We start from the raw sequence: 20,777 nt of genomic DNA, 5'->3' as shown, positions 1-20,777 counted from the left end.
GGCGCGGAACGCGTGTGCGTTGGCCTTGGCGTGTCGGATGGCAAGCAGGCCGCTGCGATTGCCGAGTATGCTGACGGAGTCATTGTTGGTTCCGCTCTCATTCACGCTCTGAAGAACGATCCGAGCCTTAAGGAGCTGCGCGAACTGGCGACAGACATTGCCCACGGTTCCCACCGCGAAAGTTAATATATGATGCCCCTGTCGATCCCATCCCCGCCCGAAGGTGTGTGGATGATTGGTCCGCTTCCGCTTCGTGCCTACGCAATCGCCATCCTCATTGGCATCGTGGTCGCCTGGTGGATCCTTGAACGCCGATACCGCGCCAAGGGCGGACCGGCCGACGTTAGCCTCGACGTTGCGGTGTGGATGGTGATCTTCGGCATCGTCGGTGCCCGCCTCTACCACGTCATCACCACTCCAGATCCCTACTTTGGTGAGAACGGTGATCTGTCGAAGATCATCAGGGTCTGGGAGGGCGGCCTCGGCATCTGGGGTGCGGTCGCACTCGGTGCCGTCGGCGCCTACATTGGGCTCAAGCGGCGTGGGTTGCGGATGGCGCCCTTCGCGGACGCTCTCGCCCCCGGCTTGCTCATCGCCCAGGCCATTGGCCGCCTCGGCAACTACTTCAACCAGGAGCTGTACGGCAGGCCAACCGACCTCCCGTGGGGTCTCGAGATCGACCGTCAGAACATCGTGGGCGGCTACCATGAGGGAACGCTGTTCCACCCGACGTTCCTGTACGAACTGATCTGGTGCCTCATCGGCGCCGTCGTTCTCGTTGCTCTCGAACGGAAGTTCAAGTTCCGTGGCGGGCAGTCGTTCTGGATGTACGTCATGATCTACACGGCGGGACGCACGTGGATTGAGAACCTCCGCATCGACGAGGCACAGGTCTTCTTCGGCCTCCGCCTCAACGTGTGGACCTCCCTCTTCATGTTCCTTGTCGCGACCGCACTCTTCCTGTGGCGCACGAAGGTGGTTCGTTCCGAGGGCTACGAGGACGAAATCTACCTTGAGGGTCACGGACCGGAGGACTTCGAGAACAGGGACGAGTTGGCCACCTCAAAGTCAGCTTCGTTGAAGGATAAGACGAAGTCCGAGACTGCCACACCCGACGGCAAGGAGGTCGACGGGGCACCGGCTAAGAGGGCCGCAGCGTCGACCGCGACCGCGGTTGCCGACGACCCCTCGGGTGCGGAATCGGTTCCGGAAGATGATTCCGAGGGAGAATCAACCTCCTCGGCTAAAGCGGTCACGTCCACGGAAGCTGAGGAAGCCGATGCAGCAACTCAGCAGGCAGCGGAAGCTGAGGACGCAGCGGAAGCGACGGACGAGTCCGACACGAAGTAGCAGGACAGCTAACCGCGACACGCGCACTGTCCGGCTAGCCTGAGTTTGCACCGGGCCCGGGAAGCACAACACCGCTTCCCGGGCCCTGCCTCTTACCACGCACATTGGTGTAAATCGGTTGAAACTGCGCCAAAACGGGCCCTACATCCCAATCAGCGTCACGAATGTGGTGCGAATTATTGTGTGGAACTGCGTTCTTAGGACTTTAGTTGGGTAATGTTGGGACCATGCGAAGAGCCAAAATTGTCTGCACCATTGGTCCTGCGACCTCGAGTAAAGAAAAGACCCGTGAGCTGGTTGAAGCCGGCATGAACGTGGCACGTATTAATGCCTCTCACGGAACCCACGCGGATCACGAAGAGACGTACCGCAATGTCCGAGCTGCTGCTGAAGCAACCGGCAAGGCCGTAGCCATCCTCGTTGACCTTCAGGGTCCCAAGATCCGTCTTGGCAATTTTGCTGACGGCTCCGTCATCCTCCGTAAGGGTGCCGAGTTCACCATCACTACCGAGGACATTCTCGGTGACAAGGACATTGTCTCCACCACCTTCAAGGGTCTCCCCGGCGACTGCAAGCCCGGCGATGACATCCTGATTGACGACGGCAACATCCAGATCAAGGTCAAGGATGTTGTTGGCCCCCGCGTGATCACCGAAGTTGTGGTCGGTGGCCCCGTCTCCAACCACAAGGGCGTAAACCTGCCCGGCGTTGCCGTGTCCGTTCCCGCACTGTCCGAGAAAGACAAGATCGACCTCGAGTGGGCTCTGAATCTCGGTGCCGATCTCATTGCACTCTCCTTCGTCCGCTCCGCGGATGACATCAAGGACGTCCACGAGGTCATGGACCGCGTCGGTCGTCGCATTCCCGTTGTTGCCAAGATCGAGAAGCCTCAGGCCGTTGAGAACCTCGAGGGCATTGTCAACGAGTTCGATGGTCTCATGGTTGCTCGTGGCGACCTCGGTGTTGAGCTTCCCCTCGAGCAGGTTCCGACCGTTCAGAAGCGTTGCATCGACCTTGCTCGCCGCAAGTCCAAGCCGGTGATCGTCGCAACCCAGGTTCTCGAGTCGATGATCACCAACCCCCGCCCGACCCGCGCCGAGGCTTCCGACTGCGCCAACGCCATCCTCGATGGTGCCGACGCCGTCATGCTCTCCGGCGAGACCTCGGTCGGCCAGTACCCCATCGAGTGCGTCCAGGTCATGGGCGACATCATCTCCTACACCGAGATCCACGGCATGGAGAGCATTGCTCCCCTTCAGGAGCCCAACAAGACCCGCAACGGTGTTCTCACCCGCGCAGCTCTCGACATTGCTGAGGCTCTCGAGTGCCGCTACGTCGTGACCTTCACGACCTCCGGCCTGACCGCCCGCCGCATGTCGCGACTGCGTTCCCCGATCCCGCACCTGGTCTTCACCCCGTTCGACGAGACCCGCAACACCCTTGCACTGTCCTGGGGCGTTGAGGCCATCATCGTTCCCGAGATCGAAGACACGGACCAGATGGTCGAGCAGGTCGATCGGATCCTGCGTGAACGCAACCTGGTAGAGGAAGACGAGCGAGTCGTCATCATCTCCGGCATGCCTCCCGGCACCGTTGGTTCCACTAACTCGATTCGCGTCCACAAGATCGGTGAGACCCTGAAGATCGCGAAGTAGAAGAGCCAGCCTTTGAGGTAAACTCTTCACGGCTCAGATTCCTGGGCCGCCCGCTCCGGTGGTGGAATTGGCAGACACACCGCACTCAAAATGCGGCGCCGAAAGGCATGCGGGTTCAAGTCCCGCCCGGAGTACAAATGAATGATCGGCCGCGTTTCATATGACCGCGCACCGAACATGAAGAGAAGAAAAATAGAAGGAAATTAGCTGAGTGTGGGCCCCGATAGCTCGGGGCCCACACTCATGCTTCCAGCACATCATGGCTGCTCAGCCGCCACCAGCCACTCCTGACTACGCGTGCCACTTGGCTACGTGATAGCTGCTCTCATGACCCCATGTACCAGCAAGGTCGTGCAGGACGCGCTCGTGGCACAAGGGATCAGTGACGGATCAGTCGAAGGTGACGGAGTTCTTGGGAGTCGTGTCTACGTGCAACTGGAATACGTCGGGACGACCGTAGTGCCCTGTTGCGTCAAAATCGAAGTGTGCGCGGTCCTTGGCGACGAGGTCGATGTCGGCGTAGAGGATGGTCTCTTCGCCGTAGACAGGGCCGGCGAGGGTGTTGCCTAGTGGATCGAAGATGACGGAGCCGCCACGGATGACATAACCGTTCTCGCCGATATTGTTCGGGAAGGTCGTGCCCTCAGGGTACGCATCCACCGGGACGAACTGGCAGGCAGCGAGGACGAAGGTGCGCCCCTCGAGCGAGACGTGCTGCATGGTGGACTGCCACGCATCGCGATCATCCACGGTCGGTGCGCAGTAGACCTCGACGCCCTGGGAGTACATGGCGGCCCTGAAGAGCGGCATGTAGTTCTCCCAGCAGATGGCGGCGGCGACCCTGCCTGCGGGGGAGTCGACAACGTCGAGGGTGGAGCCATCCCCGTAGCCCCAGATGAGGCGTTCGCTGGCTGTGGGCATGAGCTTGCGGTGCTTGCCAACCACACCCTCGCCGGTGATCATGACTGCCGTGCAGTAGAGGGTGTTGCCGAGGCGTTCGATGATGCCGAGGACGACGAATACATCAGCATCCTCGGCGGCCTCGATGACCGGATCAAGATCGGGGCCATCGATACGGACGGCGCCCGCCATGTACTCCGCGTACTCGTCACGACCTTCCTCGCTGCGAGTACCGACGACTGCACCAAAGGTGGAGCCCTTGGGATAGCCACCGACAAAGGCCTCGGGGAACACGGCGAGCTTTGCTCCGCGGGCTCCGGTCTCACGGATGAGGGATGCGACCTTGTCGAGAGTTGCGGGGGTGTTGCCCAGCACCGGGGTGGCTTGGACGACTGCAACTGTGGTCATGAGTTTCTCCTATGTGTTGAGTAGAAAGGACGGGGTCTATGCCGGGGCACAACCCTATCCTTCGGTGATGTCCTTGCCCCGAGTCTCGGGAAGGTATCGGACAAGGACGAGGAATGCGATCGCGCAGACCGCGAGAAGGTAGTAGGCGGGGGACACTTGGGAGTCGGTGACCTGGATGAGCCACCCTGCGATGAGCGGGCCGGGGCCGGCGAGTACGGCGTAGGCAACGTTGTAACCAAGGGCTGCACCGGTGCTTCGCACGGAGGCCGGGAACACCTCGACAAGTAGCGCGACGTTCATGACAGCCACGGGAGCCACACCCAGAGCAAGGATGATGAGGCCGAGTAGAACGGGCCAGAACTCACCCGTGTTGAGGAGCAAGAAGATCGGGATTGCAAAGACCGCAAGGTACAGAGTGCCACCGAGAAGGACCGGCCTGCGACCGTGACGATCGGACCAGCGACCAACAACGGGCTGGGCCAGGACGTAAACAATGATCCCGATCGAGCAGGCGAGCAGAGCGGGCGGCCTGTCCATGCCCACAATGGTGGCCAGGTGGTTGTTTGCGTACGTCACGAAGTAGTAGAGGCTGACACCGAACACGGAGCAGAAGGCGAGGGCGAGACCAAACGCGGAAAGCTTCTCCTTGCGGGTCGCGACCTTCATGTCCGGGTTCTCGGCCCTGCGCTGCTGGAGCTCCTCGTAGACCGGGGTGTCCTCGAGGTTGCGGCGGATAAAAAGAGCAAGGATTGCCATGACGAACGATAGAACGAACGGGATGCGCCAACCCCACAACTCGAGCGATTCGGCGTCCATCCACAAGTTGAGGAAGTACGCGAGCAGGGTGCCCGTGAGGAACGCGGCTCCCGCGGTCACGGTGATGAGGGAGGCGTACTCGGCGCGGCGGTTGCTCGGTGCGCTCTCACCCAGGTACGTTGCGGCACCGGACCACTCGCCGCCCACCATGATGCCCTGCAGGCAGCGCAGGATCACGATGAGAACCGGGGCAGCAACACCGATGGTGTCGTAGTTCGGGATGAGGCCGATGGCGGTGGTGGTGAGGCCCATGCCCATGACCGTGATGACGAGAACGAGCTTGCGGCCGTACTTGTCACCGATAGGACCGAGGATCAGTGCACCGAAGGGGCGGGCGACGAAGCCCACGGCAAAGACCGCGAGAGCGGACAGCATCTCGGCGACAGAATCGCCGGAGGGGAAGAACTGGGCGCCGATGATGGCGGCGAACTAGCCGTAGACAGCGAAGTCGAACCACTCCATAAAGTTGCCAACGCCGATCGCGACCTGGCGCTTACGAATATCGGTCGAGGCGGCGACGATGCCGGAGGACCGAGGCGTGGGCGGTGCGGGGGATTGTGTTGACGCATTCTCGTGCGTCGAACTGTTAGTCGACATTGTGGCTCCTGAGGCACAAGGAATTTATTGCCTTAAGAATCCACCTGCTCTTTGCATATGTCTAACTAATTGTTATTGTGGAGATCATTAATATCGTTAATTTAAGACGTATCGACCTCAACCTGCTCGTCGTCTTCCATGTCCTTATGCAGGAACGCCACGTGACCCGAGCGGCCGTCACGTTGCACCTCACGCAGGGTGCGGTCAGTGCCGCCCTGCGGCGCCTTCGGTCCCTCTTCGACGATCCACTTTTTGTGCGGAATCACGGGGAAATGGTGCCCACCAGGAAGGCGCAGGAACTAGCCGGACCGATCTCACAGGCACTCGGCAGGCTCGATACCCTGCTCGATCGCGGCCCCGACTTTGATCCCAGGGAATCGGAACGAACCTTCCACCTCGCAATGTCCGATGACATTGAGTCAATTATCGCTCCGAGACTCATCCAGGAATCGGTGAGTTCGGGATGGCGGGTGAAGTTTTCTTTCCATCAGTCGAATGCCGCGATCTGGCACAACCGCCTCGAGGATCCGGCCATGGACTTGGCGGTCGGCCCCATGCCAACCCACCTGCCGGGGGAGTTCAGGCACCGTCAGATCATGTCCGGCAGCTACCTCTGCATCTACTCGCGCAAGCAGTTCGACTTCCCTGAGGGATTGACGAAACAGGAATACCTGTCCGTCGGGCACATCAGGGTCTCGTTCTCAACGCAGCGCGGCTTTATCGACGATCTTCTCGAGGCCGAGGGCCTCACCCGCTCCGTCCCACTATCGCTCAGTCACTTCGCCGGCATCCTTCCCGTTCTCCACCGTGCCCCAGTGATCGCGACAATCCCGGACTTTGCCGCTCATGCTTACGTTGCGGTTGCCGAAGACCTCGTCGTTAGTCCCGCACCTCTCACAGTCCCAACCTTCGCCGTGTCGACCGTGTGGCGAGTAACGGCGGAGGACGACCCTGCCCACCAGTGGCTGCGCGACACCATCGCCAGCCTTTCGACAGACCTGTTACCGGATCAAGCATCCTTCGACTGAGGCATCTGCCCAGAACTGAGGCGGTGCCCTTGGATTAAAGGTTGGACGTGTGGCCTCGCTTGACCTTGCCTGACCTGGTGCCGTTCTCTGCGTCTGGTTTCAATGCGCTCATTTCTGAACTCAAAGGGGCGCCTTTAGCCTGTCGCCCTGGTTGAATACTCGAGTCAGGAAGTAAGCAAGTTCGAGCGTTCTTTCGAGGATGTCTCTTGCAGGTCAACATGTCGAACGCGCCTCACTTCTGACACAAAAGAACCCGCCCCGGGATGGGCCGGGACGGGCTCGTATGTGGAAGGCTCGCGCGTTCCTGGACTCAGGGCCTACTAGTCAGCAGAATCTGCCGAGGGTGGGGAAGCGGGCGAGTCGGCGGAGATCGGGCTGGCCGGTGAGTTGGCGGGAACTGGGGCTGGTGCTGGTGCAGGTGCGGGCGCCGGAGCGGGCGTGGCTCGCTGCGCGGGTGCCTGGGTCTGCGGCTGTGCTGGGGCAGGTGCGGGTGCCTGCGTTTGAGTTGGTGCCGGAGCAGGAGTTGGCGCTGACACGGGCGTCGGAGTCGCTGACGGGCTGGGTGCCGTTGTTGTCGACTGAGCGGTCACGGGAGTCACCGTACTCGGTTCGGAAGCTTCTGGCGCAGAGGACGATGACTCAACGTCGTGGCTCACGGCAGTGGGGCCGGGAATGTCGGCATCGTCGGCGTTCGCGAGGCCGGCTCCGGCCGCGATTCCTAGAACACCGAGGGTTCCGGTGGCGATCCACAGTTTGCGGGACATGATCGTTCCTTCCTTCTGTGCTGGCACCAGTCAACACACCCAACATGACACGTGAAGGAGATGAAGATGAGAGAGCTCTCATCTAACGTTGCCCCTTCGCCACAGGGTGTTCGATCCCGAGCGGGAGATCGAGTGGACAGATTCGGTCCGGCGTGTCGGATTTTGAGAGGATTTGATAGTTTTATGTCTTGTTCCAGCGACTGCTAGAAGCGACCGTGCCGTTTCATTAGCGCTTGCCGGTGGAGTCTGGCTGTCGTGGAGGTGGGATCGGTTTTCGTTGAAATTGCGTGTGTTCAGCATTCACTCCCGACACGGTTACGGTTCTCACACTTATGAAAATCTCTGCAAGATTGGCTTCAGGGCAACGGTTTTGGACGCGAGACTTGGATTTTTCTTTGAAAAATTGTGCAAGCGGGGACACGAGCATGACGAAAACTCAGCGGGACGGATAATCTTAGGGCGATAATGTCCATGGGCAGTTTCATGGCCCAGCGCCGTATTTCGCCAAAGGAGGCCACGGTGGTAGATAACCAAGATAGTTCTCTCGACGACCTCGAGTTCAACGCTGATGATGCGGGTCGTGGTGAAGAGCGCCATTACAGGGCGCTCGTTGTTGAGGATGAGGCCCTCATCCGTCTCGATATCGTAGAGACGTTGACCGACGCAGGCATTGATGTCGTCGGTGAAGCCGGTGACGGCGAGGAAGCAATCGCGAAGGCCAAGGAACTCGAACCTGACGTCGTGGTCATGGACGTGAAGATGCCGGGAATGGATGGGATCACTGCAGCGGAGCAGATTCTCGCGAACCGCACCTGCGCAGTCGTCATGCTCACCGCATTTTCTCAGAGCGAGCTCGTTGAGCGTGCGCGTGATGCTGGTGCCATGGCGTACGTCGTCAAGCCCTTCACCCCGGCAGACCTCATCCCCGCAGTCGATATTGCTGTCTCTCGTTTCCAGGAAATTGTCTCCCTCGAGTCCGAGGTGGCGAACCTGACCGAGCAGCTCGAGACCCGCAAGCAGGTCGACCGCGCCAAGGGACTTCTCATGTCGAAGATGGGCCTGACGGAACCGGAGGCATTCCGCTGGATCCAGAAAACCTCGATGGACCGTCGCCTCACCATGAAGGAAGTTGCCGACGCCGTCATCGACCAGGTCGGTCGCTAAGCGAAATCACAGATGTAGAGCCACGTGCCAAGAGGATCAAATCCTCTTGGCACGTTGTTTGAGAGGGCGGGCTCTGCGAGCAAGTGTCGAGGCTTTAGACGTGCGTTGTTCGCGACATCGGACGAGAGTAGCTCGTGACTAAATACAGCAGAATGCACGTAGGCAAAGGTGCCTACGTGCATTCCCCTTTTCACTTGACCCACGTCTGTTGTGAGCAGAAGTATGGGTCGGGTAGCGATGCCTAGATTCGCGGCTTCACGAAACGAGCGGTCAGGCTACCGAAGGCGGTGAGTCGATCGCCGGAGAAGATCTCGACACGTACCCAGATGGAGCCCTTGGACCTTGATGCGACATCCGCTACTGCTCGCACAACGTCGGTGGTTGCGGGGCTGACGTGGGACACGTGAAGGTCGGTGCCGACCGGTGCGAGGTCTTCGGGACAGTTGAGCATCGCAATGCCGGAGGCGAGATGCTCAACCAGGAATCCGTTCATGCCACCGTGGAGCAGTCCGTAGGGTTGCGTGTTTCCCTCAACGGGAAGGGTGGCTTCTGCGTGGTCCTGTGTCATGGTTTGGTAGACGACTCCTAGCTTTTCGGCCAGGGGTCCGTCACCGCGTTCGTGATGGTTCATGCGCACAACTATATGTGAGTACTGAATTTATCTGGGACGACACGTACCCTTGTCTTGTGAACCAACGACTACTTCTTCTTGACGGACACTCTCTTGCCTTTCGTAGCTTCTTTGCCTTGCCCAAGGACAGCTTTCGGACCGACCAGGGCCAGTACACCAATGGAATCCACGGCTTCATCAGCACCCTGCTGAAGCTCTACGCCGACGTTGAGCCCACCCACGTCGCCGTGGCTTTCGACCTGTCGGGAGGCACGTTCCGGACAAAGGAGTACGCGCCGTACAAGGGCGGCCGCGCCGAGACACCGGAAGAGTTCAAGGGCCAGATTCCACTCATCCAGGAGGCTCTCGATGCTCTCGGCATCACCTGGATCACGAAGGACCAGTACGAGGCGGACGACATCGTGGCGACTCTTGCGGCCCGAGGCGTGGACGAAGGCATGGATGTCGTGATCTCCTCGGGAGACAAGGACTCATACCAGCTCGTGAACGACCACGTAACCCTGCTCTACCCGATGCCGCGGTCGCAGATGCTGACTATGACCCCAGACGTTGTCAAGGAGAAGACAGGTGTGACGCCGGAACAGTACCCGGACATGGCGGCTCTGGTGGGGGAGAAGGCCGATAACCTTCCCGGCGTTCCCGGTGTCGGAGGCAAGACCGCCCAGAAGTGGATCGAAACCTACGGCGATCTCGAAGGCATCATCGAGCACGCCGATGAGATTGGCGGCAAGGTCGGCCAGTCCCTGCGCGACAACATCGACCAGGTTCGCCTCAACCGCAAGCTCAACCACCTGCTTCGAGACATGCCGCTCGAGGTCGGTTTCGACGATCTCGTGCCGCGCGGAGTCGACCGCGAAGCGGTGCACCAGCTCTTCGACACGCTCGACTTCACATCCCTGCGCACGAGGGTGCTCTCCGAGCTTCCGCTCGCCGATGGGGACACGGAACAGGCCGGCAACCTTCTCGATTCTCTCGATGCGAAGGATGCCGCCCCCGGTGATCTAGCCACGTGGCTGAAGGAGAACTCCGATGCCACCATCGGTGTCTACATCGAGGGCAACGGTGAACCCTACCGGGGGGATGTCACTCGACTTGCTGTCGCGGTTGAGAACGGCTCCGCACTGGTTGCGTACCGCCCTGAGCTCTCCGAGGATGACGAGAAGGCCTTCGTGGACTGGATCGAGTCGGATTCTCCGAAGATCATTCACGGAGCGAAGTGGGCGTGGCACGCTCTCAAGGGATCCTTCAACACAGAGCTGACCGGGGTCAGTGTCGACACGGAACTTGCCGCCTACCTCCTTCATCCAGACCAGCGCAGCTACGACGTTCCCGACCTCGTGGCGCGTCACGTGGGAATCAGCCTGCCCGACCTGGAAGAAGAGGAGCTGGATCTCGGGCTCGGACTTGGTGCATCCGCAGCGGAAGGACCCGCGAGCCGCGCATGGTCCCTCCTGCCGCTCTCGAGCGTGCTGACGAAAGAAGTGGAGAAGCGGGGGGCAACCGATCTCCTGCAGGCGATCGAGATGCCGCTCATGACGGTGCTCGCGAAGATGGAGCACCTCGGCATCGGCGCCGACAAGGATGTGCTCGATTCCCTGTTCAAGGACTTCGATTCCCGGGTGAATCACGCGGCGGAGGCCGCGTACAAGGCAATCGGTCACGAAGTGAACCTTTCGAGCCCGAAGCAGCTCCAGGGCGTGCTGTTCGACGAGCTTGGGCTTCCTCCCACCCGCAAGACCAAGTCGGGTTACACCACCAACGCTGAGGCGCTGACCGACCTCTACACCCAGCTTGCGTACCGTGAGGACGATCAGGCTGTGGCGGGGCGCGAGTTCCTCGGCCAACTCCTCGAGCATCGCGATGCCATCAAGCTCAAGCAGTCCGTTGAGGGGCTCTCGAAGTCAGTGCTTGATGATCACCGGATCCATTCGAACTTCCAGCAGACGGTCGCGGCCACAGGTCGACTCTCCTCGACAGAACCCAACCTTCAGAACATTCACGCCCGCACCGAAGAGGGCCAGCGGATCCGCGAGGCATTTGTTCCGGGTGAGGGCTTCGAATCGATCATGACCGTCGACTACTCCCAGATCGAGATGCGGCTCATGGCGCACCAGTCCGGCGATGCTGCCCTCATCCAAGCCTTCATCGACGGTGAGGATCTCCACTCCTACGTGGCGGGCCACGTCTACGGCATTCCACCCGAGGAGGTCACGCCGACTCAGCGAAACAAGATCAAGGCGATGAGCTACGGACTCGCCTACGGCCTGTCCGCCTTCGGACTGTCCCGTCAGCTCCGCATCGATCGTTCGGAAGCCCAGCAGCTGATGGACGAGTACTTTGAACGCTTCGGAGCGGTACGCAACTATCTCGATTCCGTGGTCGCGCAGGCACGCAAGGACGGCTACACGTCCACGATCCTTGGCCGCAGGCGCTACCTGCCGGACCTGACCTCCGACAACCGTCAGCGACGAGAGGCCGCGGAACGCATGGCCCTCAACGCTCCCATCCAGGGTTCAGCCGCAGACATCATCAAGATCGCCATGCTCGGGGTCGATGAGGGACTTCGCGAAGGTCAGTACACCTCGCGGCTTCTCCTTCAGGTTCACGACGAACTCGTGCTTGAGATTGCCCCCGGTGAAGAGGAAGCGATCCGCGCTCTCGTGGAAGACAAGATGGGTTCCGCCGTCCCGCTGTCTGTTCCGCTCTCCGTCGGTGTCGGTGTGGGAGCCAACTGGAGGGCGGCCGCCCACTGACAACCTTCGAGTAGCCAATAGCGAGCAGCGGGTGCTAGTTCAGCATTCGATCCTTGTTGCCTCTCCCAAAAGGTGAGAGGCAACAAGCATATGGAGTCTCGTATTCCGCACGGTTCAGGAGACCTGCGCACCACGAGATCCCGTGGGCTACGGCAGAGGCCGTTCATTGCGGCAGCGGCCACGGGCTAGGAGCGAGAAGGCTTGTGCCCACACCAGCACCCCGATGAAGGAAAAAGGTCTTCGGGCTACGAGCGTGCGGGTTTCTGGGCGGTCACGATGAGGGTGCCGGGGAGCATGGCTCCACGGTCTGGTCCCCACGCGCCCCAAGTCTCAGTTTTGCCTGCCGGCCAGTCCGGCTCGAAGAGGTCAGTCACGTCGAATCCGGACTGCACGAGGCCGTTGACGTGATCGGAGAAGGTGTGGGGGAACTCTGCGTACTCGGTTGTGCCGCCGGTTGTTTCCACGTAGGCCTCACGCTTGCCGTAGGGACGAATGACCGTCAGATCGTCTTGATGCGGGGAATCGGGGAACACCCACGAGAACGGATGAGTGACTGAGTAGATCCAGGTTCCTCCCGGTCGCAGGACACGGAACACTTCATCGAAGGCAGGGGTTAGGGTAGGCAGGAAGCTGAGCGCACCAAAGGAAGTGAAAACGGTATCGAACGAGTCGTTGTTGAAGGGGAGGGCTTCAATGCCGGCGGCGATGAGCGGGAAGTCGAGATCGTGCTTCGCGTTGAGTGCCCGTGCTACTGCGAGCATGCCGGGTGAGATGTCGGTGGCGACAACCTCGTGCCCCTTGGAGGCAAGCCAACGGGAGCACTGAGCCGCACCTGCACCTACTTCAAGAATACGTCCAGGTTTGTGTGGGAGAAGGTGCAGGTCTTCTTCAGTCCAGCCTTCCGGTCCCCACTGGAACTTGACCTCACCGAGCGAGGGGTGCTCTGCTAGGTACTCCTCTGCCTGATCATCCCACCAGGTCATGGCGATTTTTTGGGGAGCTGGTACGTTGTTGGACGGCTCGTAGCTGGGTTCCATACTGACAGTTTGCCATGGGGGAGTGCCGGTCAGTTCCGCTCGTTGCCGATCAAACCACGTTAACGAATGGTGACGAGTAGTTTGCCTAGGGTAAAACGTGTCACAACTTTCCAGTTTGGACGCGGCATTATCTGGCATATCGGCAAACATCGCGTTATTGTTGACTCTTGGATGTCCTTCGGGGTATTCCAATCAATCTGTCCAAACTATTACTGTCCCATCGGAGACTACAACTCAATGACAACTACCACGCCCGAGCAGCCGACCACTCCCCAGGTCGCCATCAATGACATCGGTTCCAAGGAAGAACTCCTGGCCGCTGTCGATGAGACCATCAAGTACTTCAATGATGGGGACATCGTCGAGGGCACCATTGTCAAGGTGGACCACGACGAGGTCCTTCTCGACATTGGATACAAGACTGAGGGTGTTATCCCCTCGAAGGAACTTTCGATCAAGCACGACATCGACCCCGATGAGGTTGTTGCCGTAGGCGATCGCATCGAGGCTTACGTCCTCCAGAAGGAAGACAAGGAAGGCCGTCTTCTCCTCTCGAAGCGCCGCGCACAGCAGGAGCGTGCATGGGCCAAGATCGAGGAAATCAAGAACACTGACGGAGTTGTTTCCGGCAACGTCATCGAGGTCGTCAAGGGCGGTCTCATCGTTGACATCGGTCTCCGTGGCTTCCTCCCCGCCTCCCTGGTTGAGATGCGTCGCGTTCGCGACCTCCAGCCCTACATTGGCCGCGACATCGACGCGAAGATCATCGAGCTCGACAAAAACCGTAACAACGTTGTTCTGTCCCGCCGTGCATTCCTCGAGCAGAACCAGTCCGAGACCCGCAGCCACTTCCTCCACACCCTCCAGAAGGGCCAGATTCGCGAGGGCGTAGTCTCCTCCATCGTGAACTTCGGTGCCTTCGTGGATCTCGGTGGCGTCGACGGCCTCGTCCACGTTTCCGAGCTTTCCTGGAAGCACATCGACCACCCGAACGAGGTCGTCGAGGTTGGCACGCCCGTCACCGTCGAGGTTCTCGAGGTTGACATGGACCGCGAGCGTGTTTCGCTGTCCCTCAAGGCAACCCAGGAAGATCCGTGGCAGGTCTTCGCCCGCACCCACGCCATTGGCCAGGTTGTTCCGGGCAAGGTCACCAAGCTCGTTCCCTTCGGTGCGTTCGTTCGCGTCGAGGACGGCATCGAGGGCCTCGTGCACATCTCCGAGCTCGCTCAGCGTCACATCGAGCAGCCCGAGCAGATTGCCAAGGTTGGCGACGAACTGTTCGTCAAGGTCATCGACATTGATCTCGAGCGCCGCCGCATCTCCCTCTCCCTCAAGCAGGCCAACGAGGGCGTCGATCCCGCTTCGGAGGACTTCGACGCATCGCTCTACGGCATGGCTTCCGAGTACGACGAGGAAGGCAACTACAAGTACCCCGAAGGCTACGATCCCGAGTCGGGCGAGTGGCTTGAGGGCTACGAGGCACAGCGCGAGCAGTGGGAGGCCGAGTACAACGCGGCCTACGCACTGTGGGTTGCTCACAAGGAGCAGGTTGCTCACCAGGCTGAGGTAGAGGAAGAGGTTGCCGAGGAAGCTCCGGCACGCGAGCAGTCTCCGGCCAGCTACTCCTCCGGCACCGAGTCGACCGGTACCCTCGCTTCGGATGAGGCTCTTGCAGCCCTCCGTGAGAAGCTGACCGGCCACTGAGCCACGTCGAGAGACTGATCTATAGGAAGGGGACCGCCATAGCGGTCCCCTTTCCGCATATCCATGACCTTGTGCAGGAAGCGCCACTGGCCTCGTGTGGATCATGTGTGTGGATCAAAGGCAGGGCCTTGAGACGCGTGATGTCGTGTTGGGTACTTTCGAGTTCCGCCCTGTGGTGGCCAAAGACGGCTTTGATCCCCAGGTGACATAGACTGGGCAAGGAACAAGAAGAGAGTGAGCCCAATGACGCAGCAGAAACCGATGCGAGTGAAGGTTCCGAGGGAACTGAAGCTACGGAACCTTTCAGTGACCGATGCGAAGGTTATTCCCGGCGGGTTCGTCAGGGTAACTGTTGACGGCGATGATCTTCACGACTTTGAATCGACCGGACCTACCGACCACTGCAAGCTCATGATTGAGCGCGGTGGTGAGTTCGAGGGACGCCACTACACGCCTCTTCACGTCGGTGAAGGCAAGATCGCCTTCGACATCGTTGTCCACGGTGACAGCCTCATCGGTTCCTGGGCAGAGACCCTCCCCATCGGCCAATCCGTCCGCTTGGGCGGCCCTCGTTCCAGCCTCGAGTTTCCCGTTGGTGCAGAGCAGCTCGTTCTTGTCGGTGATGCCTCGGCGTTCCCTCCGATGCGCAGGTGGCTGAATGCCAGACCAACATCCCTGCCAACCACCATCATCCTGCACGGTGAGGGTACTGAGTACTTTGATGATGTCGCTGACATGGAGACCGTTGAGGTCATCAACGTTCCGTTCGGACCAGACGGAACCGATCTCGAAGATGCTGTGAGGTCGGTGGTGCTGGCTGATAGGGCTTATGTGTGGGCCGCCGGCGAGGCCACGACCCTGATCCCAATCCGCCGCTGGCTGAAGGGTGAATCCGGTTTCGAGTCCACCTCCTACAAGATCGATGGCTACTGGAAGAGGGGAGTGGCTGATCGCGACCACCACGAACCCATCGACCCGGAGGACAACGCCTCATGATCCTTGTGACAGGCTTCGGACCGTTCGGTCCCGAGGGGTCTGTGGCTAGCCAGCACAATCCCGCGGAGTCCCTTGCGCGTGCAGCGGGAGCACGCCTGGGAGCTCGGGTTGAGATCCTTCCCGTCAGGTTTGACATCGGCCAGTCCGTGCCCGACCTCGTGCGGGACGCTGACCTCGTGCTCGCCATCGGTGTGGCCGGAGGCAGAACAGTTCCCAGGCTTGAAAAGCTCGGCGTGAATTGGCAAGAGACCAGGACACCCGACGTCACCGGATTTGTGCCCGGGGGACAGGTCGTGGAAGCGGACGGTCCCGACTTTGTCGAAACCGGTTGGGACCTGGGCAGGGTCTCGGATCGCACTGGCATAGAAATCTCCCTCAACGCTGGGACCTACGTATGCAACACCCTTGCCTACTCCCTGTATCGTCATCGTCGGAATGCCTGTTTTCTCCACATTCCTCCCACTGAGTACCTCAGCGAGGAAAACGGAGTAGACCTTGTCGAAAGGATCATCGAATGTTGTTTATCGGCCTAACGGGTGGCATCGGCTCCGGTAAGTCCCTCGTCTCGCAGCGACTGGCCGAGGCCGGCATGAAGATCCTCGACGCCGATGAGATCTCGCGCGCGCAGACCGCACCCGGCGGCGCCGCCATTCCTGCCGTCGACGAGACCTTCCCAGGTGTCGTGACCGATGGGATTCTTGATCGAGCCAAGCTCGCCGACATCGTGTTCAACGATCCCGCCAAGCTCGAGCAGTTGAACGCCATCGTTCATCCGCTCGTGCGCAACCAGATGGCACACGACCTACGGACGTACGTGGAGGCGGATCCTCGCGCACTCGTCGTGGAGGACTCGCCTCTCCTCATTGAGACGGGCCGCGGCTACGTTCCCCAATTCCTCGTTCTCATCACCACCCCCGACGACATCAAGATCGAACGCCTTGTGCGTGACCGGGGCATGACGAAGGAGCAGGCACGTGCCCGCATTAACACCCAGCTGACCGATGAGGAGCGCGTCCAGTTCGCCGACGTCGTCATCGACAACAACCGGGACCTGGACTGGCTCTACCACCAGGTTGATCACCTCATTGAGCGCATCCGTACGTTTGAAAACAACGTGGTGACGGGAACGATTCCCGAGGCACGCAACCGGAGCCTCATGAACGCGGAACGCCTCAAGGGCAAGCTCGCGCACACGGGCACGCCCGCACGGCAGGACGGCATGGATCTCATCGTTCCTGCAGACACGAGCGAGATGGTTCTGCGGCACGTCTGCTGCGTACCGAATGGGGAGTGGTGGGTCCGTCCCGACGCTGATGCCCTCGTGCGAGTCCGCCTGGAGGAAACTCACTAGGTGTCTGCCACCGGCACGCACTAGCCTAGATGTCATGCGACCAGTGACAGACCTTGTGCGTGCCGAGGCACCCTTTGAAGTCATCACCGAATACACCCCATCCGGTGACCAGCCAACAGCCATTGCCGACCTTGCCGAACGCATCAACTCCGGCGAGAAGGACATCGTGCTGCTCGGTGCGACCGGTACGGGTAAGTCCGCGACCTCGGCGTGGCTGATCGAGCAGATCCAGCGCCCCACCCTCATCCTTGAGCCGAACAAGACGCTGGCGGCCCAGATGGCATCCGAGTTCCGCGAGCTCCTGCCGAACAATGCCGTCGAGTACTTCGTGTCGTACTACGACTACTACCAGCCCGAGGCGTACGTTCCCCAGACCGATACCTTCATCGAGAAGGACTCCTCCATCAACGACGAGGTGGAGCGGCTCCGCCACTCCGCCACCAACTCCCTGCTAACCCGCAGGGACACGGTCGTGGTCGCGTCCGTCTCCTGCATCTACGGTCTCGGTACCCCGCAGGAGTACGTCGACCGCATGGTGCGCCTTGAGATTGGCCAGGAAATCGACCGCGACGAGCTGCTCCGCCAGTTCGTGCAGATGCAGTACACGAGAAACGATCTTGCCTTCACGCGCGGAACCTTCCGCGTCCGTGGCGACACGATCGAGATCATTCCCGTGTATGAGGAACTCGCGATCCGCATCGAGATGTTCGGCGACGAAATCGACGAGCTCTCCTACCTGCACCCCCTGACCGGCAACGTCATCCGGCAGACCGACCACGCGCACCTCTTCCCGGCCTCCCACTACGTGGCCGGCCCGGTGCGCATGGAGAAGGCAATCAAGTCGATCGAGGAGGAACTCGATCAGCGAGTTGCCGAGCTCGAGTCGCAGAACAAGCTTCTTGAGGCGCAGCGGCTGTCGATGAGGACCAGCTACGACCTGGAGATGATGAGGAACGTGGGGTCCTGTTCCGGGATCGAGAACTACTCCCGTCACATTGATGGTCGTGGGCCGGGGACTGCCCCGAATACGCTTCTCGACTACTTCCCATCGGACTTCGTTCTCATCATCGACGAGTCCCACGTGACCGTTCCGCAGATCGGTGCCATGTACGAGGGCGACATGTCCCGCAAGCGCACGCTCGTCGAGCACGGATTCCGCTTGCCGTCCGCCATGGACAACCGTCCACTCAAGTGGGCTGAGTTTCTCGAACGCATCGGTCAGACCGTCTACCTGTCTGCGACCCCGGGCAAGTACGAGCTCGAGCAGTCCGACGGTGTCGTCGAGCAGATCATTCGACCCACCGGTCTTGTCGACCCCGAGGTCATCGTCAAGCCCGTCGAGGGGCAGATCGACGACCTGCTCGGCGAGGTGAAGGCGCGCGTGGAACGCAACGAACGTGTCCTCGTCACGACACTGACGAAGAAGATGGCAGAGGACCTGACCGATTATCTCGCCGAACGCGGAGTCAAGGTCGAGTACCTCCACTCGGATGTCGACACGCTCCGCCGCGTCGAACTCCTGCGCGAACTCCGCCTCGGCGTCTTCGATGTCCTCGTTGGCATCAACCTGCTCCGCGAGGGTCTCGACCTTCCCGAGGTCTCGCTCGTGGCGATCCTCGATGCGGACAAGCAGGGCTTCCTCAGGTCCACGACCTCGCTGATCCAGACCATTGGTCGTGCCGCCCGTAATGTCTCGGGTCAGGTCCACATGTACGCGGAGACGATTACTCCGAACATGAGGGAAGCGATCGACGAGACCAATCGCCGCCGCGAGAAGCAAATCTCCTACAACAAGGAACGCGGCATCGACCCGCAGCCGTTGCGGAAGAAGATCGCTGACGTGACCGACATGTTGGCGCGTGAAGAGATCGACACGGCCGAACTTCTCGAGGGCGGGTACCGACAGCCCACGTCCGTCCCACAGACCCGTGAGGGACTTGCGGGCAAGGCAACGGGCGATCTCCGCTCGCTCATCGCCGAACTCGATGAGCAAATGAAGCAGGCGGCCGAGGACCTGAGGTTCGAGCTTGCGGCGCGCCTGCGCGACGAGATCCAGGACCTGAAGAAGGAGCTCCGCCAGATGGAGTCGGCAACCTCCTAGAGTCACACCGTTGCCTGACAGGGGAGTGGCCCTCCATCTCTTGTGCCGTCATGATCAGTAGGTCATGGCGGCACAATTCAGTGTGACTACCAGCTGCTTCCCTCACTGGACACTTCCTGGATGGTTGTCTAATTCATAGGTGAACTTGCGTCACAGAGGTGTCCAGATCGGACAAGTTCCCGTAAAGTAACGGTTGAAGCTAGCGAAGGGGAGTATTCCCAAACAACAGTGGGCCGTCATCACGGTGCGAGTGCACTCGGTTCACGACCGGATCATCCGGTGGGAAGAGACCTTCGGTTCAACAACCCGGAGGTATGTTTTGCTGGCATCCCAGCTGCCCACCCATGTCATGTTCGCGCAGGCGGCATCCACCCCTGAACAAATGCACGTGTATACATGGGAATGGTTCGCACTCGGCGGCATCGCCCTTGTGCTCATCCTGATCGACCTTTTTGGTCACGTTCGTAAGGCTCACGAGCCTACCCTGAAGGAAGCCGGCATCTGGTCCGTCTTCTACATCGCTATTGCACTTCTCTTCGGTCTGACGATTCTGTGGCGCCACGGCGGCACTCTCGCGGGCGAGTACTACGGTGGTTACGCCGTTGAGAAGGCACTGTCTGTCGACAACATCTTTGTCTTCATCATCGTCATCGCATCCTTCAAGGTGCCGAGAAAGTACCAGCAGAAGGTTCTGCTCTACGGCATCGTCATTGCCCTGATCCTGCGCCTCATCTTCATCCTGCTCGGTAAGGCACTCATTGATCAGTTCGTTTGGGTGTTCTTCATCTTCGGTGCCTTCCTGCTCTACACCGCGATCAGTCAGCTCCGTCAGGGCGTGGATGATCCGGACCAGAAACAGGACGAAATCGAGAACTACAAGCCCAACGCCATCGTTCGTTTCGCTGAGAAGCACATGCGCGTGACGGAAGGCTTCGTCGGCCAGAAGCTCGTGACCCGCCGCGAGGGCAAGACCTGGATCACCCCGCTGTTCCTCTGCATCGTCGCCATCGGCACCGTCGACCTCATGTTTGCGCTGGACTCGATCCCCGCAATCTACGGTCTCACCAACGAGCCCTACATCGTGTTCTCCGCGAACGTGTTCGCACTGCTCGGCCTGCGCCAGCTGTACTTCCTCGTTGACGGCCTTCTCGAGAAGCTTGTCTACCTGCACTACGGCCTCGCAGCCATCCTTGGCTTCATCGCCGTGAAGCTCATCATCCACGCCTTCCACGGCTACGACATGCTCCTCGGCATCCCCGAGCCCAGCATCGGCGTCTCCCTTGGCTTCATCCTCACCGTCATTGCCATCACCGTTGTGACCTCTCTGAGGGCCAGCAAGAAGCGCGACCGAGAGAAGGCAGAGGCACAGACCTCGCAAACAACCTTTGATGCTGACTTGGATCGCGGTGAGATCTCCGGCAACCAGGGTGCATTCAAGACCGATGATCACTCACGAGACAACTCGAACACCCACGAGGGTCCGTTCCGTAACGAGAGCAACCGGTAGCACCAGCTACTGACA

General features: G+C 60.2%; 18 protein-coding genes, 1 tRNA gene and 1 pseudogene. 14 read left to right on the top strand and 6 right to left on the bottom strand.

Going from position 1 to position 20,777, the window contains the following annotated elements:
- The 4 genes from QMB98_RS00210 to QMB98_RS00195 form a co-directional block, all read left to right on the top strand.
- The coding region (locus QMB98_RS00210; RefSeq protein WP_371683608.1) for a tryptophan synthase subunit alpha at positions 1–186 on the top strand (186 nt) is incomplete at its 5' end.
- A gap of 45 nt (positions 187–231) precedes the next feature.
- The gene (lgt, locus tag QMB98_RS00205; protein WP_371683607.1) at positions 232–1,350 is read left to right on the top strand and encodes a prolipoprotein diacylglyceryl transferase; all 1,119 of its coding nucleotides are present in this window, start codon (positions 232–234) and stop codon (positions 1,348–1,350) included.
- A 227-nt stretch (positions 1,351–1,577) separates the two neighbouring features.
- On the top strand, positions 1,578–3,005 hold the full coding sequence (gene pyk, locus QMB98_RS00200) for a pyruvate kinase (RefSeq protein ID WP_371683606.1): 1,428 nt from the start codon (positions 1,578–1,580) through the stop codon (positions 3,003–3,005).
- Positions 3,006–3,057: 52 nt separating this feature from the next.
- Positions 3,058–3,139, top strand: a tRNA-Leu gene (locus QMB98_RS00195).
- 256 nt (positions 3,140–3,395) lie between these two features.
- Here QMB98_RS00195 and QMB98_RS00190 read toward each other — a convergent pair.
- Genes QMB98_RS00190 through QMB98_RS00180 form a run of 3 tightly spaced genes read right to left on the bottom strand, consistent with a single transcriptional unit; the run spans position 3,396 to position 5,726 of the window.
- Positions 3,396–4,313, bottom strand: a complete 918-nt coding sequence (locus QMB98_RS00190) for a carbon-nitrogen hydrolase family protein (RefSeq protein ID WP_371683605.1) — start codon at positions 4,311–4,313, stop codon at positions 3,396–3,398.
- 54 nt (positions 4,314–4,367) lie between these two features.
- A complete protein-coding gene (locus QMB98_RS00185; protein WP_371683604.1) occupies positions 4,368–5,504 on the bottom strand; it encodes an MFS transporter in 1,137 nt (378 codons plus the stop codon).
- Positions 5,505–5,558: 54 nt separating this feature from the next.
- Positions 5,559–5,726 carry a hypothetical protein gene (locus QMB98_RS00180; protein WP_371683603.1) on the bottom strand — a complete coding sequence of 56 codons (168 nt, stop codon included), beginning with the start codon at positions 5,724–5,726 and terminating at the stop codon, positions 5,559–5,561.
- A gap of 146 nt (positions 5,727–5,872) precedes the next feature.
- On the opposite strand from QMB98_RS00180, the pseudogene QMB98_RS00175 reads away from it, so the two are divergent.
- Positions 5,873–5,959, top strand: a pseudogene (locus QMB98_RS00175) (LysR family transcriptional regulator); the annotation flags it as partial.
- 39 nt (positions 5,960–5,998) lie between these two features.
- Positions 5,999–6,754: a LysR substrate-binding domain-containing protein gene (locus tag QMB98_RS00170; RefSeq protein ID WP_371683618.1), complete on the top strand. Its 756-nt coding sequence runs from the start codon at positions 5,999–6,001 to the stop codon at positions 6,752–6,754.
- 320 nt (positions 6,755–7,074) lie between these two features.
- Here QMB98_RS00170 and QMB98_RS00165 read toward each other — a convergent pair whose 3' ends face one another.
- Positions 7,075–7,518 (bottom strand): hypothetical protein, encoded by a 444-nt coding sequence (locus QMB98_RS00165; RefSeq protein WP_371683602.1) that lies wholly within the window; start codon positions 7,516–7,518, stop codon positions 7,075–7,077.
- Between the two features lie 519 nt (positions 7,519–8,037).
- Here QMB98_RS00165 and QMB98_RS00160 point away from each other — a divergent pair.
- Complete coding sequence (locus QMB98_RS00160; RefSeq protein WP_371683601.1) at positions 8,038–8,682, top strand: ANTAR domain-containing response regulator; 645 nt, start codon at positions 8,038–8,040, stop codon at positions 8,680–8,682.
- A gap of 241 nt (positions 8,683–8,923) precedes the next feature.
- On the opposite strand, the gene QMB98_RS00155 is transcribed toward QMB98_RS00160, so the two are convergent.
- Positions 8,924–9,313 (bottom strand): PaaI family thioesterase, encoded by a 390-nt coding sequence (locus QMB98_RS00155; protein WP_371683600.1) that lies wholly within the window; start codon positions 9,311–9,313, stop codon positions 8,924–8,926.
- Between the two features lie 56 nt (positions 9,314–9,369).
- Between QMB98_RS00155 and polA the strand changes: the two genes are divergently transcribed.
- Entirely contained in the window at positions 9,370–12,066 is a 2,697-nt protein-coding gene (polA, locus tag QMB98_RS00150; RefSeq protein WP_371683599.1) for a DNA polymerase I, read from the top strand.
- Positions 12,067–12,311: 245 nt separating this feature from the next.
- Here polA and QMB98_RS00145 read toward each other — a convergent pair whose 3' ends face one another.
- The gene (locus QMB98_RS00145) at positions 12,312–13,103 is read right to left on the bottom strand and encodes a class I SAM-dependent methyltransferase (protein WP_371683597.1); all 792 of its coding nucleotides are present in this window, start codon (positions 13,101–13,103) and stop codon (positions 12,312–12,314) included.
- 237 nt (positions 13,104–13,340) lie between these two features.
- Here QMB98_RS00145 and rpsA point away from each other — a divergent pair, with 237 nt between their 5' ends.
- The 6 genes from rpsA (at position 13,341) to QMB98_RS00115 (ending at position 20,762) form a co-directional block, all read left to right on the top strand.
- The gene (rpsA, locus tag QMB98_RS00140) at positions 13,341–14,807 is read left to right on the top strand and encodes a 30S ribosomal protein S1 (RefSeq protein ID WP_371683596.1); all 1,467 of its coding nucleotides are present in this window, start codon (positions 13,341–13,343) and stop codon (positions 14,805–14,807) included.
- A 243-nt stretch (positions 14,808–15,050) separates the two neighbouring features.
- The gene (locus tag QMB98_RS00135; RefSeq protein WP_371683595.1) at positions 15,051–15,803 is read left to right on the top strand and encodes a siderophore-interacting protein; all 753 of its coding nucleotides are present in this window, start codon (positions 15,051–15,053) and stop codon (positions 15,801–15,803) included.
- Positions 15,800–16,336, top strand: coding sequence for a hypothetical protein (locus QMB98_RS00130; protein ID WP_371683593.1), 537 nt, complete (start codon positions 15,800–15,802; stop codon positions 16,334–16,336). Before QMB98_RS00135 ends, QMB98_RS00130 begins: the two co-directional genes overlap by 4 nt.
- A complete protein-coding gene (gene coaE / locus QMB98_RS00125) occupies positions 16,318–17,154 on the top strand; it encodes a dephospho-CoA kinase (protein WP_371683592.1) in 837 nt (278 codons plus the stop codon). Before QMB98_RS00130 ends, coaE begins: the two co-directional genes overlap by 19 nt.
- Positions 17,155–17,188: 34 nt before the next feature.
- The gene (gene uvrB, locus QMB98_RS00120; protein WP_371683591.1) at positions 17,189–19,255 is read left to right on the top strand and encodes an excinuclease ABC subunit UvrB; all 2,067 of its coding nucleotides are present in this window, start codon (positions 17,189–17,191) and stop codon (positions 19,253–19,255) included.
- 382 nt (positions 19,256–19,637) lie between these two features.
- The gene (locus QMB98_RS00115) at positions 19,638–20,762 is read left to right on the top strand and encodes a TerC family protein (RefSeq protein WP_371683590.1); all 1,125 of its coding nucleotides are present in this window, start codon (positions 19,638–19,640) and stop codon (positions 20,760–20,762) included.
- Positions 20,763–20,777 lie beyond the last annotated feature (15 nt).

The organism is Flaviflexus sp., assembly GCF_041440645.1.
Taxonomy (GTDB): Bacteria; Actinomycetota; Actinomycetes; order Actinomycetales; family Actinomycetaceae; genus Flaviflexus.
The sequence above is the reverse complement of the archived record's forward strand: the minus strand, read 5'-3'. Positions and strand labels throughout refer to the sequence as shown.

Excerpts from the sequence above, each read along its gene's own strand:
- QMB98_RS00170 (WP_371683618.1), top strand. The coding sequence starts at position 5,999 with ATGGTGCCCACCAGGAAGGCGCAGGAACTAGCCGGACCGATCTCACAG.
- QMB98_RS00185 (WP_371683604.1), bottom strand. The coding sequence starts at position 5,504 with ATGCTGTCCGCTCTCGCGGTCTTTGCCGTGGGCTTCGTCGCCCGCCCC.
- QMB98_RS00190 (WP_371683605.1), bottom strand. The coding sequence starts at position 4,313 with ATGACCACAGTTGCAGTCGTCCAAGCCACCCCGGTGCTGGGCAACACC.
- QMB98_RS00155 (WP_371683600.1), bottom strand. The coding sequence starts at position 9,313 with ATGAACCATCACGAACGCGGTGACGGACCCCTGGCCGAAAAGCTAGGA.
- QMB98_RS00115 (WP_371683590.1), top strand. The coding sequence starts at position 19,638 with ATGCACGTGTATACATGGGAATGGTTCGCACTCGGCGGCATCGCCCTT.
- QMB98_RS00145 (WP_371683597.1), bottom strand. The coding sequence starts at position 13,103 with ATGGAACCCAGCTACGAGCCGTCCAACAACGTACCAGCTCCCCAAAAA.
- QMB98_RS00165 (WP_371683602.1), bottom strand. The coding sequence starts at position 7,518 with ATGTCCCGCAAACTGTGGATCGCCACCGGAACCCTCGGTGTTCTAGGA.
- QMB98_RS00135 (WP_371683595.1), top strand. The coding sequence starts at position 15,051 with ATGACGCAGCAGAAACCGATGCGAGTGAAGGTTCCGAGGGAACTGAAG.
- pyk (WP_371683606.1), top strand. The coding sequence starts at position 1,578 with ATGCGAAGAGCCAAAATTGTCTGCACCATTGGTCCTGCGACCTCGAGT.
- QMB98_RS00130 (WP_371683593.1), top strand. The coding sequence starts at position 15,800 with ATGATCCTTGTGACAGGCTTCGGACCGTTCGGTCCCGAGGGGTCTGTG.
- coaE (WP_371683592.1), top strand. The coding sequence starts at position 16,318 with ATGTTGTTTATCGGCCTAACGGGTGGCATCGGCTCCGGTAAGTCCCTC.
- rpsA (WP_371683596.1), top strand. The coding sequence starts at position 13,341 with ATGACAACTACCACGCCCGAGCAGCCGACCACTCCCCAGGTCGCCATC.
- uvrB (WP_371683591.1), top strand. The coding sequence starts at position 17,189 with ATGCGACCAGTGACAGACCTTGTGCGTGCCGAGGCACCCTTTGAAGTC.
- QMB98_RS00180 (WP_371683603.1), bottom strand. The coding sequence starts at position 5,726 with ATGTCGACTAACAGTTCGACGCACGAGAATGCGTCAACACAATCCCCC.
- lgt (WP_371683607.1), top strand. The coding sequence starts at position 232 with ATGATTGGTCCGCTTCCGCTTCGTGCCTACGCAATCGCCATCCTCATT.